Consider the following 15291-nt stretch of genomic DNA (forward strand, 5'->3'; position numbering starts at 1 on the left):
ACAATGAAGCAGTAACGAAGCCAAGCAGCAGCCATACGTGGCCGGTGCTCAGCAGTACCATTCGATTTGCGTCCTCTGCCTACCCAAGGGTCTTGGGTTTATTCAGCTTGAATTCCAGCGTAGTGCCCTCGCCAATGGTGCTTTTTACCTTAATGCTGGACTTATGCGCCTCTACAATGTGCTTGCTAATGGCGAGCCCCAGGCCCGACCCGCCAGATTCGCGCGAGCGGCTTTTATCAATGCGGTAAAACCGCTCGAAGATGCGGGCCTGGTGTTCGGGTGCAATGCCGGCCCCATCGTCGCGCACGGCGATGCGCACCGTGCGGCCACTTTCTACCAACGCTACGACCACTCGTCCATTCTCGCGGCCGTACTTAATGGCGTTGTCAATCAAATTGACCAACACTTGGCGGATGCGGTTGCGGTCGGCGACAACGGGCATCTCCGCCGCTAGGTCAGGGGGGAACAGCTCCAGGGCTGTGCCGCGCCGGGCCGCTTGCTGCTCCAGCAGCTCAAAGATTTCACGCACCAGCGCAATCAGGTCGAAGCGTTGGCGACGCATCCGCACCACGCCTTTTTCGAGCTGCGCAATCGTGACCAAGTCCTGCACCAGGGCATCGAGCGTGTCGAGGCTGGCGGCAGCTTTGCTCAGGAATTTGCGGCGGGTAGCCAGGTCAATGTCGTCGTCTTCATCGTCGAGGATGGTGTGAACAAAGCCTTGAGCGGCGAAAAGTGGCGTTTTAAGCTCGTGCGACACATCGGCCAGAAACTCGCGGCGCAGGGCCTGCAGGCGCACCAACTCGTCCAGTTCCTGTTGGCGGCGCTCAGCCATGAGCAGGATTTCATCGCGCACGCGCTTCACAGGTTCGGGACGAAACAGGAACTTGTTGCTGAGATGCTTGAACTCCTTGCGTTTGATGTGCTCCAAGCCCGCGTAAATGCCGTTGATTTCCCGAAAAATCAGAGCTTCAAACGACAGATAAATCAGCAGAAAACATGCAGCTACGGTGACCCCCGCCGCTAAAAAAGCTTCTCGAAAGGGAAGGGTAGGGCCGAAATGAGCATAGGCAGTGAGCACACCCGCCACCAGCAGCGAAATGAGAATGGCAATGGTGCGGGAAGAGAGGTTCATTTATCAACGGGCGGTTAGCAGGGAGCTGTTCGGAAAGAAACGGCTCTTTGTATGAGATTGAATTCGAACGTAAAGAAAATGAGCAACAGCCGTAGGGGCCATTGCTCATTCCGGGTGGCAAACGGCTGTCTGAATTTAATCAGCGTTAAACTTATAGCCCACACCTTTAATGGTTTGAATGTGGTGGTCGCCCACTTTCTCGCGCACTTTGCGCACGTGCACGTCCACGGTGCGGGCTAGCACAAAAACGTCGTTGCCCCAAATGTTTTGGAGCAGCTCTTCGCGATTGAAAACCTTGTGGGGCGAAGCAGCCAGGAAAGCCAGCAGCTCAAACTCCTTTTTGGGCAGCGTGATTTTGCGACCTTCCTGGTACACGGCAAACCCGGTGCGGTCGATGCGCAGGCCGTTGATGTCGATGGCATCGATGGCGGTGTGGGGGTCTTGGTCGCGGCGCTTCACGGCGGCCAAGCGGCCAAGCAGGGCGCGGGGCTTGATGGGCTTGGCGATGAAGTCATCGGCGCCGGCTTCGAACGCCGCTACTTCAGAAAATTCCTCGGCGCGGGCCGTCAGAAACAGAATGTAGGTGTCTTTGAACTTAGGCTGTTCACGCAGGAGGCGGCAAGTGGCGATGCCATCGAGGTTAGGCATCATAACATCGAGCAGGATGATGTCGGGGTGGAAATCGGCGGCGATTTCCAAGGCCTTGCGGCCGTCGCTGGCCGAGGCAGTCTGGTAGCCCTCTTTCTTCAGGTTGAACTCCAGCAACTCGACGATGTCCGGGTCGTCATCAACCACAAGAATCTTGTACACGGGCGATTTGGGAGCAGTCACGGCGTTGGGGCTTAAGTGAAGCAATGCGTTAGTTTCTGCAAAAGTACCGCTTGCCGCCGCCATGGCTATGTTACGATTATGTGTCCTGAAGCCCAAGCTTCTGGTTGCACCGCCAAATGCTGGCGCCGCAAATCGCACTAGTTCACCCGGTTCAGCGGCCATTTCAAGCCGGAGCACTTCATCATATCCACCTTCACTGTACCCACGAACATTTCGGCCTGAAACATCACCGGTATCTTGTTGCGGTCGTCGGAAAAATACACTGAAATGGCATTTTCTCCGCGGAAGAGCTTGTTGTCCGGCATTTTGGGCACAAGCTTGAAGGCGCGGATGTCGCCGGCTTTGGTACTCACAATCTGGCGTCCTTTGAACACGACTTCAAGCACAAAGTTGTCGCCATCTAATAAAGCGGGCATCTTAATGACCTCGCCCACGCGCATGCGGTCAAAGTTAAAGGTGCGCAGGTAGTAAAAGCCGCTCACTAGTTCCAAAGAGTTGTTGCCGATTTTTACGGTCGTGCGTTTGGGCTTCTCCTTGTCGTGGTCCTGCACCTCGGCCACGTCGTTCACGTGGTCGAAGTTGACGGTCTCTTTCTTGCGGTAGTTTTTCTCGGCAATGTCGCGCTGCGAGCGAATGGGCAGAATGCTGGTGGTATCGATGTAGGCACGCCACTGGTCGCGGATGCGCAGAAAAAAGTCGAACGAGCCGGTGGTACGGCCGCTCACGGTGGCTTTGTAGCAGGGCCGGTCGTTCACGCGTTCCAGGCGGTTGTCGGTTTCCACAGTGGCTTCGCCGCCGTTGATGAGGCCGTAGTGCACGGTGTACTTAATTACTTCGCCGCGCCCAAAGCTGGACTGCGGGATGCTGCGAACGGCATCGCCGGGGCCCAGCGTCCGCTGCGCGGCGGCCGTCAGGAGTAGAAGGAGGGAAGCAAACAGGAGCCAGCGACGGTTCATGACTATAAATGGAAGGGAAGCTAAGCCCGACATAGACAAACCTAGTGCCATCCTCAGGTTCTTCAAATATACGGACGTAAAAAAGCCCGCTGCAGGTTGCAGCGGGCTTTTCTTTGATAAGTCAAAGGATATAGGTTAAGAGTTAAACCCGTTGGCCTTTGTCTTTTAGCGGTGCTTACAGCGTGTCTTCGCCGTCTTCCACGATGGTCAGGTCAACGGGAATGACGTCTTCGTCGCCCTTGGCCATGGTGCGGATTTTGTTCTCAATTTCCAAAGCCAACTCGGGATTGTCGAGCAGCAAGGTCTTCACGGCCTCACGGCCCTGGCCAATCTTGGTATCGCCGTAGTTGAACCACGAACCCGACTTGCCAATGATGCCCATGTCGACGCCGAGGTCAACGATTTCGCCCACTTTCGAGATGCCTTGGCCGTAGATGATGTCGAATTCCACTACCTTGAAGGGGGGAGCGACTTTATTCTTCACCACCTTCACCTTCGTGCGATTGCCGGTTACGTTGTCTTTGTCTTCTTTGATTTGGCCAATGCGACGGATGTCGAGGCGGACCGAAGCGTAGAATTTCAGAGCATTACCACCGGTGGTAGTTTCGGGCGAGCCGAACATTACACCGATTTTTTCACGCAGCTGGTTAATAAAGACACAGCAGCAGCCGGTCTTGTTGATGGTGCCGGTGAGCTTACGGAGGGCCTGGCTCATGAGGCGGGCGTGCAAGCCCACTTTAGAGTCGCCCATGTCGCCTTCGAGTTCGCCTTTGGGAACCAGAGCGGCCACGGAGTCAATAACTATGATGTCGATGGCTCCCGACGAAATCAGCTGGTCGGCGATTTCGAGGGCTTGCTCGCCGTTGTCGGGCTGGGCAATGAGCAGGTTGGTGGTGTCGATGCCGAGTTTCTCGGCGTAAGATTTGTCGAAGGCATGCTCGGCGTCGATGAACGCGGCCATGCCGCCTTTCTTCTGCGCCTCGGCAATCATGTGCATGGTCAGGGTCGTCTTACCCGACGATTCCGGGCCGTAGATTTCCACCACGCGGCCACGCGGCACGCCGCCAATGCCCAGGGCAATGTCGAGCGAGAGCGAACCGGTGCTGATGCTCGGGATGTCGCCAACTTTGTTGTCGCTGAGCTTCATCACGGTGCCTTTGCCATAGGCTTTGTCCAGCTTATCAAGCGTGAGCTGGAGGGCTTTCATTTTTTCGGCCGCGACGTTGGTCTCGGCCTTGTCCGCTTTTGAAGCTTTGTCAGTAGCTACTGCCATGGGGATAGGAAAAAGGAATTAGGTTTGGTAAAGTTAAGTGTTTTGGTGCCGTTCCAATCGAATAAACCTATTCATGGCTTGGAAGGATGATTAGCCCCTTTTACGGCGGCTTTTTCTAACACAAGGCGCTACGGTTTCGTGCCGTTTGAAGCGGAAATATATGAGGAATTATCTAAAAATTTTAGTTGCCCTTGTGGGTGTGCTAATTACAGTGGGAGAAGCCCGGGCGCAGCTGGATAATTCGGCGTTTGTACACAGTTATCCGGGTAATACACTTCTAGTACTTAGGTTTCCAATTGATAACGCCACACCCGAAGAAATTCAAGCACTTGATTCCGTTAAGGCATTAGAAGCAAAGCGTAAACAAGAAAATGTTCACCAAGCGGGAGATTTGCGACTTAGCCTTGGCGCCTTCACCTTCTTCAGAAACAACGAATACTTCAACCCCATTATTGAAGGTTACACGTTGTTAGGAACGCAGCTCAATCCCCAACTCGTCTATTATCCTACCAAAGACCTGCGCCTCGAAGCCGGTGTGTTTCTATGGAAAGACTTTGGCAACCCCCGGCTGCAGCAAGTGCGCCCCACGTATCGGGTTACCTGGACGCGGGGGGACAACCAATTTATCCTGGGCAACATCCGCGCGCACCTGACCCATGGCTACATCGAGCCCCTTTTCAATTTCGAACGGGTGATGCTAAGGCCACTGGAAGAAGGCCTGCAGTACCGCCACGTCGGCCGCCGGCTATTCGTTGATGCCTGGGTAGATTGGCAACGCCAGCAGTACCGGTTTAGCAATTTTCAAGAGGAAATAGCGGGGGGCTTAAGCAGCAGCTACCGCCTTGGTGAAACTCAGGGGAATTGGCAGGTTTCGGTGCCGTTTCAGTTCACGGCCACGCACAAGGGCGGGCAGATTGATACCGTGGACAGGCCACTGCAGACGCTGCTCAACGAAGCTGTAGGCTTGGAAGCGCGGCGCTACCTGAATGGGCCAATTTTGCAGGCCTTGCGCTTCAATGGCTACGTGCTGGGGTTCCAGGACCGTTCCTCTACGTTCCAAACTCCCTACAAGTTTGGCCGGGCCTTGTACTTGAACACCACGCTGGAAACACGCTACGCGGACGTTATGCTGAGCTACTGGCAGGGGCAGCGCTTCGTGGCGCCACTAGGCGGCGATTTATACCAGAGCGTGTCGCGTTCGGTGTCCAGCCCAGAGTTTACGGATAAAAACCGGCGCCTGCTTTTTGTGCGCCTGCTGCGCGACTTCCGCATCGCCGACTCGGCGGCCCTTACGGTGCGCGTAGAGCCGGTTTATGATTTCAATGCCCGGCTGCTGGATTTCTCGTTTGGCGTGTACCTGAATTTCCGGCAGGAGTGGCTGCTGGGTAATGCGGGCCAGCGGGTGCGGGCAGGTCAATAGCAATCAGTCTGCTGAGGCTTGGAACTGAGCGCGTGTCAGCGCGAACCGCCGGATGTTGGGGGGGGCATCGGAGTTGCGGAACCAAGCGGGGCGCTTGGGCTGAGGCTCGAGCACGAAACCTACTGCCTTAGCCACGGCCTGACCTCGCTCGTTATCGGCGTAGCAGCGGATGAGCAGGCGCTGGCTGCCCATGTCTTCGAATCCAAACGCAACGATGGCGCCTAGGGCCTCTCGGGCGTAGCCGTTGCCCTCGGCGTTGGCCGACAAATAATAACCGATTTCAGCCTGCCCCTTGGTTTGGGGCATTATGCAGATATCGCCGACGTAGGCCGGGCGGTGGCGGTGCCAAATCCCAAACACGTAGAAGCGGCCAGTGCGCCAGTCGTTAGCAAAATCGTGGAGGGCGGTTGTAGCGTCGGAAAGGGAGCGCACAGCCTGCAGGCGGTCGGGAAAAGAGGTGCGAAAGCGGGCCCGGTCGCCGTCAATCAAGCCAAAAAATGCGGGGGCATCGGTTAGCTCATAAGGCCGCAAGCATAGACGAGGCGTAAATAAAGAGGTTCGGGGCAACATGAATGCATCGTCGGATAGAGAATAAGGCCGCTGTTTACCGCAAACGGCAGGAACGGAACAAGGATAACATCTAGCTGCCGATTTTGACTGAAAGGTGGTCCCATGTAAGGAGTACCAAAAATTCAAAAGCCGCTTCTGTTGTTCAGAGGCGGCTTTTGTGGCAACTGTTGGCAAATTTTCGTTACTTGTTCACCCCCTCGTATTGACTGGGGCTGCCGAGAGCCTGCTGTGTGCGCATCACGTTTACCTGACGAGCAGCTTCATTGAAAAACTCCAGGCGGCGGATGAGCATTTCCTTTACCAGGACGCGGCCTTCGGGCGTGCGCATGGTGCCGCGCTTGTCGGCTAGCACACGTTCCATGGCGGCGAGGGTTTGGCCCTCGTGCTTCATGAACTGCTGCTGAAACTCTGCGAGCCGGGCCACGCCAGTGGCGGTGAGCACAAAGTCTTCGCCAGCGCCCTGGTTCAGCACCTCACACAGCACATAGACCTCAATGGGCAGGCTGGTTTCGAGAGCAGTGGTGCGCAGGTCAAGGCCGGCGGCGAGGGCGTCGAGGATGATGCGCACGTTGCGCTCAAATTGCTGGTAGTAGGCTTGGGCTTCCATTTTAAATCGAGGCAATGAAGTCATAAAGAACGTCACGCTTCGACAAGCGGACGCCAGATGAAGTATGACGTTCTGTTGGTTGTTCTTAGAGTAGCTTTTTCACAATCTGCTCCACGCCGATGCCTTCGGCCTCGGCTTTGAAGTTGCGCACGAGACGGTGGCGCAGGATGGGCACCGCAACGGCGCGCACGTCTTCGATATCGGGCGAGTACTTACCATTGAGCAGGGCGTTGCACTTGGCGCCCACAATAAGGTGCTGCGAGGCCCGAGGGCCGGCGCCCCATTCCAGCAGCTGGGTAGCGCGGGGCGCGGCCCGCTCGGTGCCGGGCCGGGTTTTGTGCACCAGGCTCACAGCGTATTCCACCACGTTGTCGGCCACGGGCACGCGACGCACCAGCTCCTGAAATGCCTGAATGTCGGCTGCGTGCAGCACCTTGTTCACGCTGTGCTTGCGGTCGGAGGTCGTGTTCTTTACAATGTTCAGCTCTTCGGCGTAGCTGGGGTAGCCCAGTTCGATGTTGAACATAAAGCGGTCAAGCTGGGCCTCGGGCAGGGGGTAAGTGCCTTCCTGCTCGATGGGGTTCTGGGTGGCCAGCACGAAGAACGGACGGGCCAAGGCATAGCGCTGGCCCGCTACCGTCACGGCATATTCCTGCATCGACTCCAGCAGCGCGGCCTGGGTTTTGGGCGGCGTGCGGTTGATTTCATCGGCCAGAATGATGTTGGCAAACACAGGACCCTTCACAAAGTGAAAATCCCGCTGCTGGTTCATGGTTTCCGAGCCCACGATGTCGGAAGGCATCAAATCGGGCGTAAACTGGATGCGGTTGAACGACAGGTCCAGCGAGTCGGCGATGGTTTGGATGAGTAGGGTTTTGGCCAGGCCAGGCACCCCGACCAGCAGGCTATGACCCTGCGAAAACACAGCGGTGAGTACCAACCGCACCACTTCATCCTGGCCCACGATGACTTTGCCAATTTCCTGGCGAAGCTTCTGGAAGGAGGCAGCCAGGGCGTCAGCTGCTTCTTTGTCGTTAGCGAATGTGGGCATAAGAACAATAGAACGTTATGCTGAGCTTGCCGAAGCATCTCGCATGGGGGGCTAATCCTAAAAAATGGTTACTTCACCACGCGAGATGCTTCGGCAAGCTCAGCATGACGTTCTTTTTTTAGTTGGGCTCTAGCGCTCCGCTACGTCCAGCACTTTGCACTGCGCGTATTCCGGAGCAATTTCCAAGTAAACCGTGCCGCGGTTCTTAAGGAACCACTCGTCGAGGGCTTTGTTGCGCTTTTCGTTGAGGGCGGCAGCGGCAATTTTCTGGTAGTCTTCCTGCAGGTTGGCTTGGTGAGGGGGCGTGTTCGACTTCAACCAGATGATGCGCATGGCGTCCTTGCCGTCGTCGGTGCGGTAGGGCAGTGGGCGCGTGATGCTGCCCACCTTCATGGTGTCAATGGTGAAGAACACCGCCGGGTCCAGCTTGTCGAGAGGCAGGCGTGTGCCGCCATCCTGCCGATTCTGGAGCAGGCCGCCGTTTGCGGAGCTGCCTTTGTCAGAAGAATATTCCTTGGCCGCTTTGGCAAAGCTGATGCTGTCGGACAAAATCTGACGACGCAGCTTAGCTAGTGTTTTGGCAGCTTCACTGGCATCTGCCGCGCCGGCTTCGGGCTTGAGCAGGATGTGGCGCGTGGAATACTTGTTGCCTTTGCGTTCAATGAATTGAATAAGGTGAAAGCCAAACTGCGATTGCACCACCGGCGACATCTGGCCCGGCTCCAGCTTCATCGAAGCAGCTTCGTATTCCGGCACCAATTCGCCGCGGCCAAAAAAGCCGAGGTAGCCGCCTTCTTTAGCCGAGCCCGGGTCTTCAGAGTATTGCTTGGCAAGGGTGGCAAAATCGGCGCCGGCTTGAATCTGGCCCCGGAGGTCGTTGAGCTTGGCAATGGCAGCCTGCTTGGCTTTGTCGTTTACCTGGGCCGTAATGATAATCTGGCCTACTTCTACTTCAGTGCTGAAGTAAGGAAGGCTGTCTTTGGGCACGCGGCTAAAGTACTGCGCCACTTCGCGCGGGGTCACCGCCACCTTGCCGGTGATGGTTTCCTGCATTTTCTGCTGGGTTAGCTGGTCCTTGATTTGAGGACGCAGGTCGTCTTTCAGCGCCTTAATAGGTTTGTTGTACTGCTCTTCCAGCCGCTTTTCCGAACCAATCTGCTGAACGAAGTAAGCCATGCGGCGGTCTACCTCGCCGTTTACCTGCTGGTCGGATACCGTAACGGAGTCGACTTCGGCACGGGCGAGCATCAGCTTGTTCAACACCAGGCTTTGCAAAATCTTGCACTTCATGTCCGGCGGCAGCGCCTTGCCTTCGGCCCGGGCCAACTCCTGCAGGTAAATGTTCTCCACATCGGACTGGAGGACAATCTGGTTGTCTACCTTCACCACAATGCCATCCAGCAGCTGCTGACCTCTGGTCCGGGTGATGCCCAACTGGGCCTGGGAAGCGGGGGCAAAGCCCAATAGCAGCAGCAGCGTAAGCAGAGCCAACGCCGCAGCGCGATTTACTTTAAAAAGCATAGAGTAGTAATGTAAAGCCCAGCGGCCAGGTGCCGAGGCTCGAGCCACGGACGCATAACACACATACGGGCCCACAAATTTCACGATAAATCCGTGGGCAGACAAAAACAAGGAGTGCCGCCCGGCCCGGAAGGTTGCAAACAAGGCCTGCTGGCCAAAAAGAGAATGGGTGAAGAAGTGAATTACCAGCATTCACCCTTCACCCATTCAGTCGGTCGGTAATAGATTACTTGGTTACCAGTTTATTCACCTCCTGCTCATTCACCTTTACTGGGCGGGCGTTGCGCATTTCGGTAATCCACTCTTTTTCCAAGTGGGTCTGATAGTCGGACGTGGCTTGGCCACGGGCTTCGGCCAAGGTTTTGGGGCCGGGAGGCAAGATGCGCTCGATGGTCACGGCGTTGTGGCGGCCATCTTTCTGCATGGTGTAGGTGCCGGGGCCTTTGGCCATCAGCTCGTCGACAAGCTTGTTATCACCTTTCTGAAACACGCGCTGGGTGATTTGTACTGACAGCGGACTTTTCTCGTTCAAAGCGGCTTCGATGGCGGCAGGGTTGGCGCTAACCAGCGCAATCTGAGCGCCGCCTTCGGCACCTGCCGCGGTTTGGGCCGCTTTACTGATGCGGCTGGCGGGCACGCCCCGGCCTTGCAGGTAGCTGGCAGCCGATTCGGCCCGGGCCCGGGCCAGGCTGGCTTTTTCGCCTTTTTTCACGCGGCCCGTGAGGGTGACGCGGGCCAGGGTGTCTTGCAGCATGCGGTTGGCAACTTCACCTAGGGCACCAGCCACTCCTTTGCCCACGGTAGCCGAGCCGGTGGGGAAAAGGGCAATTTTGGGGACGTTCTTGGTAACCGGGAAGCGGCCGGCTTTCAACTCCTTTTGGGCACGTGCCAGCAGCGCGGGTGTAGCGGCGCTCACCACGGTGCCCTGCACGCGCTGGTCCCACTGGTACTTGTCTTGGTTGGCGGCAAAGTAGGTTTTCAGTCCTACCGTGTCCTCAATGGCTTTGCTCCACACCTTTTCGTCCATCAGCTGGAAAAGCAGGATGCCGTCGCGGTACTCCTTCACCAGCATGCGGTAGTCTTCATACTTGGTTTCGAGGTTGTTTTTCTCGAACTCGGTCAGCGACTGCTCCACGTACTGGTCGTAGAGCTGCTGCATGGCAAAGGAAGGCTGCGCGCCCGTGCGGGGTCGCTGGTTCTGCTGCACGAAGGTCAGGAAGTCCTTCACCAGATACGGCTTGCCCTTGATGGTGAACAGTGCAACGTTGTCGTTTGCGGCGCCTTTAGACGCTTTGGTAGGCTTGCCCTCATGATACATGCGTTCCACGTATTTGAAGCGGCCCGCCACCAGGGCAGTATCCGCCTTGCTGAAGGCGTAGGTCTTCGCGGCCGGAACTTCCATGAATTGGTTTTCCTGGCGCACGCGCTTCAAAAAAGCAGCCTTGTTCAGTTCCGAGCGAGAGTCTTTGGAAACTTTGCTTTTCAGCGTGGCTTCCATGTCGGCAAACTGAGCCAGGGGCTGGCGCTCGAGTAGCTTGATGATGTGCCAGCCGTAGGGCGTTTGCACGGGCGCTGAAACTTCGCCGGGCTTCTGCAGCTTGAAAGCCACTTCTTCAAAGGACGGAATCATGCGGCCTGTGCCGAAAGGAGGCAGCTCGCCGCCATTAGCAGCCGAGCCGGCATCTTCCGAGAACTGCGCCACGAGCTTGTCCCAGTTTTCGCCCTTTGTCAAGCGGCTGTGCAATTCGTCAATCTTCTTTTTGGCGGTGAGCGAGTCGGACTTGGCTGCGTTGGCATTCACCCGCACCATGAGGTGCGCCACCTTGATTTCGCCCTGCGCAGTGCGCTTGTCGTTAACCTTGATGATGTGATAGCCGAAGCGCGTGCGGATGGGGGCAGACACTTGCCCTACGGGCGTTTTGTAAGCGGCCGACTCAAACGGGTACACCATCTGCATGGCGGTGAAATAGCCCAGCTTGCCGGCATTTTCGCGGGCCGAGGGGTCCTCGCTCTGCGTGCTGGCTACTTGGGCAAAATGAGCCCCGCTGGCAATTTGCTGGCGAAGGGCTTCAATTTTCTGATAAGCGGCCAGTGTATCCTGAGGGGCTGCGTCGGGAGCGACCCGGATGAGGATGTGGGAGGCGTTTACCTCTTGGCTCATGCGGTCGTAGGCTTCGCGCACCAGCTGGTCGGTCACGCTCTTTTCCGTGAGGTAGGGCTGGGCCAGTTGCTGGCGATAGCCGTCGAGCTCGCGCTTGAACGCCTGCGTGGTATCGAGGCCGCGCTGCTCGGCTTCCAGCACCTTCAGCCTGAAGTTTGTGTACAGGTCGAGGTAATCTGTCACGCTTTGGCGGGTGCCGTAGTCGGGGGCCGAGCTGTTGTTTTTGCGGTAGACGTAGGCAAATTCGTTGGCCGATACCGGATAATTGCCCAGGGTTTCGACAGCGGGACCAGCGGAAGCAGACCCCTTAGTGGCCGAGGAAGCAGATTTTGAGGCTTGACAGCCAGCCAGCAGTGTCACGACGGCAGTGCCGGCGTACAGAAAGCGTTTGTGCATATTAACAGATAGGAGACGAGAGCGCCATGCAAGAAGAAGCCAATAGCGCGGGCATAAAAGTGCCAGTGCGAAATTAACTAATTTTTGAAGGGAAACGAAGTGAACTGCTGAGTAGAACAATACTGCCTTGTCTCTGGAGGAACACGCCAAAAAAGAACACCGTGCCGAGCGAAGCTCACGCCGCTTACTCGCATCATTCTTAAGCTGGACTTAACGAATGTCTTTATGCCAATAGAGGTTACAACGTGGCAGGATGCTGGGCAACATCAACTGCCAGTTCACGGACCCGGTATGACGAATGGAGTAGTAAAGGTGCTTTGGCTTTATTCTGCACGGCGTCGGTTCGGGCCGCTAAATGCTCTGGAGCACTTGCAGGCTACGCCAAGTGCTTGCTGAGGTGGCAAACAGTATGGTTGCCGCGGGTAAAGAATTCTACTTTGTCCATGAGCCGGTTTACCAACGTCATGCCCATGCCCCCCTTGCGGCCCTGTTGGATGTAGTCGCGCAAATTGGGGTTCTGGTGGGGCCCAGGTAGGTAGATGGTGTTGCCGTGGTCGGCAATCTCCACATTTAGCTCCTGCTCCTTGAAATCGAGCTTCAAGTCCAGAAACTGGTTTTCATCTTCGCCGTTGGCGTGAATGATAAAATTGGCCACTACTTCGTCAATGGCTAATACCACTTGGTTTACAGCGACTTCCGGCAGTTGCCGGTGGCTGAGGTAAGTCCGCACGAAATCGCGCACCTGCTGGAGGTGGCTGCGTGAGCAAGCAATGCGAATGGCAGACTTCATTTTGAGTAATGAGTTAAAAGCTATGAGTTATGAGTTATGCAATTGAAGGGCGTTAAAGCCTCTTTTCAACTCATAACCCATAACTTTTAACTCTAACTTAACTATGCGGCTTCGGCTTCGGTGGCGCTGGAAACGATGGTCATCAGGGCATCGAGGCCCAGGATTTCGAATACATTGAATACTTTCTCCTGCATATTGAAAAACACGAGCTTCACATGCGCATCCTGGAAGCGCTGGAGGTGCGAAATGAACACGCCCAGGCCAGCCGAAGAAATGTAGCTGAGCTTAGCGCAATCAACCAGCACTTTGCGGTATTCAAGGATGTCAGGTTTAGCTAGTTCAGTGTCAAGAACAATGGCTGAGCTAGCGTCCAGCTCACCGTCTAGAATGAGGGTGAGAGTATCGGCGGAGGGTTGAGCAGTGACTTTCATAATGAGGGCGATACGTCAGGCTCACAGTGGGGGTTGAGCCGACTTGAATTTAATGACCAGCAGGGTTTGGTCATCGTGGATGGGGTAGCCGTGGGTAAAGGCGTTCAGGTCCTTGAGTATAAAGGACTTAATATCGTCGGCATCCTGGTAATAGGTTTCCTCCAATCGGAGCTTGAGCCGGTCTTCGCCGTACTCGGCGCCACCCTCGCCGCGGGCTTCCACAATGCCGTCGGTGTAAATTACCATTACATCGCCGGGGCTGTAGTCGTAGAACTGGTTTTTGATGTGCTTTTCATAGGTCTCGTTTCGGATGATGCCGAGGCCGAGTCCCGTCGATTCGAAATAGAACACCTCCTCGCGCAAGGCGTGGTAGTAAAGCGTGTGGCAATGCCCGGCGCGGGCGAAAACGAAGCCGCCCTGTTCATAATCAATGATGTAGAGCGACGAGGTGATGAACGAGGACTTTTCCAGGCAGTGAGCCAAGGCGGTGTTGGCCTGGGTCATGAAGCGGCTGGGAACCGGGAACTTGTCGCGCTCGGTCTTTGCCAGCGGGTTCTCCTGCATCAGCGAATGAAAGATGCCTTTCATCTGGGCCATGTGGAAGGCCGCGGTCACGCCCTTGCCGCTCACGTCGCCGATGATGACGGCCAGCCGCCGCCCAGGCAGGTGCAGGAAATCGTAGAAGTCGCCGCCTACTTCCTTGGCCGCCAACGAGTGCGAGCTGATTTCGAACCAGTTGTCGGTGGGTAGGTTCTTCGGAATGAGGCTGTCCTGCACCTGGGAAGCAATTTTTAGCTCTTCCTGGGTGCGTTGATTCTCGAGCGAGGTGCGCACCAGTTCCAGGTTTTCGATGCTGAGCACGGCCTGGCTGGTGAAGGTTTGCAGAATGTTAAGGTCCTCGCGGTCGAAGGTATGGGGTTCCGCTTTCAGCAGGTGGAGAATGCCGTAGTTATAGTGCAAGCCCCGCAAAGGCAGCTGCAGCAAGGAACTGAAGGCATGGGGCTGGCCCTGAGAGCCGAACCGTAGATTAAGGTCGTTGGTAATGAATTCACCTTCGGGCAACTCGTGCCCTTTCAGGAGGCCACGTAAGGCGCTGGCCTGCTCCGGCAGCAGGTTGTAGTAGAAAGAGGTTTCGGTGGAATCGGCCCCGGCATGGGCAGAGTCCAGGTCGAGCCAGGCAGCTTCGGCCTGGACGGTTTGCACCGCCGATTCCAGCAGAATATTGTATACCTCGGCCGAGGTCTGACCGCGCTGAATGATTTGGGTGAGACGCTGCAGGCGCAGAATCTCGTTGCGCCGCTGCTCGATAATATCGGCAATGGGCATGTTGAAAAACGTAACCAGCAAGCCCATCAAGGCATAGAAAGCCGAGAAAAAAGCCGTGAGCAGCAGAAACGCATATTGCGGCTGCGGGGCGATGAGCTGCGGGTCGGCCTGCGTAACGCGGAAGTATTGCACAAACACCAATACCCCAAAGAGCAAGCCGGCCTGCAGGAGGACCGCGTTCCATTTATCGCGCTGGCTGAGGTAGGCCACCCACTTCTGGTGCCCGCTGAGGTAAACGCCATATAAACCCAACAATACTACTATGGGGATGCCGATATAGTCGGGAGGATTCACGCCCACTAGGCGGAACAGCAGGGTTGCTCCCAACAGCAGCTCAAATACGGTCCATTCGCGCTGAAGCCGGCCCGAGGAGCGGAAGAGCACCAGCGCCCGCCAAGCGTAGTTGGTGCGGGCCAGGAATATAACGAACAACCCCAGGTTGATGGTGTAAATGCTACTGAAAAACAGTGAGTTGCTTGCGAATGCAGCTTCGGTTCTTGCAGCCCGTTCCAGCATGTGCAGCAGCACGCAGCCTAGCGCCAGCAGGCCCGGCCCCTGCAGCAAACGCCGCAATAGTTTTACAAAGGACTGCCCCTGCAGCGGCGAGGGCTGGTAGCGGTAGTACAGGAACACACTCAGCACAAAGGCCCCCTGGGCGAGCTGGGTGGTCCACTGCGGCCAGCTGCCCAGCCACGCGTCCGCCCCCGAGTGACTAAGCGCACTAAGCAGCAATAGCACCCAACTAAGCAGGCTGAACGGCAGCAGGAATGAATGTAAGCGTTTAGGCACAGATAAAAACCAGGAAAAACACAAGTGCACCAGCCCG

The 15291-nt window shown here is 56.3% G+C and carries 13 protein-coding genes; 1 reads left to right on the forward strand and 12 read right to left on the reverse strand.

The window, feature by feature from the left end; genetic code table 11:
• Nucleotides 1-79: 79 nt before the first annotated feature.
• From ACP7AJ_RS11915 to recA, 4 genes are all read right to left on the reverse strand, one after another.
• The gene (locus ACP7AJ_RS11915) at nucleotides 80-1132 is read right to left on the reverse strand and encodes a sensor histidine kinase (RefSeq protein WP_426060426.1); all 1053 of its coding nucleotides are present in this window, start codon (nucleotides 1130-1132) and stop codon (nucleotides 80-82) included.
• Nucleotides 1133-1267: 135 nt separating this feature from the next.
• Nucleotides 1268-1963, reverse strand: a complete 696-nt coding sequence (locus tag ACP7AJ_RS11920; RefSeq protein WP_426060427.1) for a response regulator transcription factor — start codon at nucleotides 1961-1963, stop codon at nucleotides 1268-1270.
• A 137-nt stretch (nucleotides 1964-2100) separates the two neighbouring features.
• Nucleotides 2101-2919, reverse strand: a complete 819-nt coding sequence (locus ACP7AJ_RS11925) for a DUF3108 domain-containing protein (protein WP_426060428.1) — start codon at nucleotides 2917-2919, stop codon at nucleotides 2101-2103.
• 175 nt (nucleotides 2920-3094) lie between these two features.
• On the reverse strand, nucleotides 3095-4192 hold the full coding sequence (recA, locus tag ACP7AJ_RS11930; protein ID WP_426060429.1) for a recombinase RecA: 1098 nt from the start codon (nucleotides 4190-4192) through the stop codon (nucleotides 3095-3097).
• A gap of 391 nt (nucleotides 4193-4583) precedes the next feature.
• On the opposite strand from recA, the gene ACP7AJ_RS11935 reads away from it, so the two are divergent.
• Nucleotides 4584-5612, forward strand: coding sequence for a hypothetical protein (locus ACP7AJ_RS11935; RefSeq protein WP_426060430.1), 1029 nt, complete (start codon nucleotides 4584-4586; stop codon nucleotides 5610-5612).
• A gap of 3 nt (nucleotides 5613-5615) precedes the next feature.
• On the opposite strand, the gene ACP7AJ_RS11940 is transcribed toward ACP7AJ_RS11935, so the two are convergent.
• The 8 genes from ACP7AJ_RS11940 to ACP7AJ_RS11975 all read right to left on the reverse strand — a co-directional run bounded on the left by ACP7AJ_RS11940 (nucleotide 5616) and on the right by ACP7AJ_RS11975 (nucleotide 15254).
• Nucleotides 5616-6182 carry a GNAT family N-acetyltransferase gene (locus ACP7AJ_RS11940; RefSeq protein ID WP_426060431.1) on the reverse strand — a complete coding sequence of 189 codons (567 nt, stop codon included), beginning with the start codon at nucleotides 6180-6182 and terminating at the stop codon, nucleotides 5616-5618.
• A gap of 181 nt (nucleotides 6183-6363) precedes the next feature.
• Nucleotides 6364-6813 carry a hypothetical protein gene (locus ACP7AJ_RS11945; protein ID WP_426060432.1) on the reverse strand — a complete coding sequence of 150 codons (450 nt, stop codon included), beginning with the start codon at nucleotides 6811-6813 and terminating at the stop codon, nucleotides 6364-6366.
• A 61-nt stretch (nucleotides 6814-6874) separates the two neighbouring features.
• Nucleotides 6875-7840, reverse strand: a complete 966-nt coding sequence (locus tag ACP7AJ_RS11950; protein ID WP_426060433.1) for an AAA family ATPase — start codon at nucleotides 7838-7840, stop codon at nucleotides 6875-6877.
• Between the two features lie 129 nt (nucleotides 7841-7969).
• Complete coding sequence (locus ACP7AJ_RS11955; RefSeq protein ID WP_426060434.1) at nucleotides 7970-9361, reverse strand: peptidylprolyl isomerase; 1392 nt, start codon at nucleotides 9359-9361, stop codon at nucleotides 7970-7972.
• Nucleotides 9362-9587: 226 nt separating this feature from the next.
• A complete protein-coding gene (locus ACP7AJ_RS11960) occupies nucleotides 9588-11918 on the reverse strand; it encodes a peptidylprolyl isomerase (RefSeq protein WP_426060435.1) in 2331 nt (776 codons plus the stop codon).
• Between the two features lie 376 nt (nucleotides 11919-12294).
• The gene (locus ACP7AJ_RS11965; protein WP_426060436.1) at nucleotides 12295-12708 is read right to left on the reverse strand and encodes an ATP-binding protein; all 414 of its coding nucleotides are present in this window, start codon (nucleotides 12706-12708) and stop codon (nucleotides 12295-12297) included.
• Nucleotides 12709-12809: 101 nt separating this feature from the next.
• Nucleotides 12810-13139: an STAS domain-containing protein gene (locus tag ACP7AJ_RS11970; RefSeq protein ID WP_426060437.1), complete on the reverse strand. Its 330-nt coding sequence runs from the start codon at nucleotides 13137-13139 to the stop codon at nucleotides 12810-12812.
• Between the two features lie 21 nt (nucleotides 13140-13160).
• A complete protein-coding gene (locus tag ACP7AJ_RS11975; protein WP_426060438.1) occupies nucleotides 13161-15254 on the reverse strand; it encodes a PP2C family protein-serine/threonine phosphatase in 2094 nt (697 codons plus the stop codon).
• Nucleotides 15255-15291 lie beyond the last annotated feature (37 nt).

The sequence above is a fragment of the Hymenobacter sp. B1770 genome, assembly GCF_049896385.1.
Taxonomy (GTDB): domain Bacteria; phylum Bacteroidota; class Bacteroidia; order Cytophagales; family Hymenobacteraceae; genus Hymenobacter.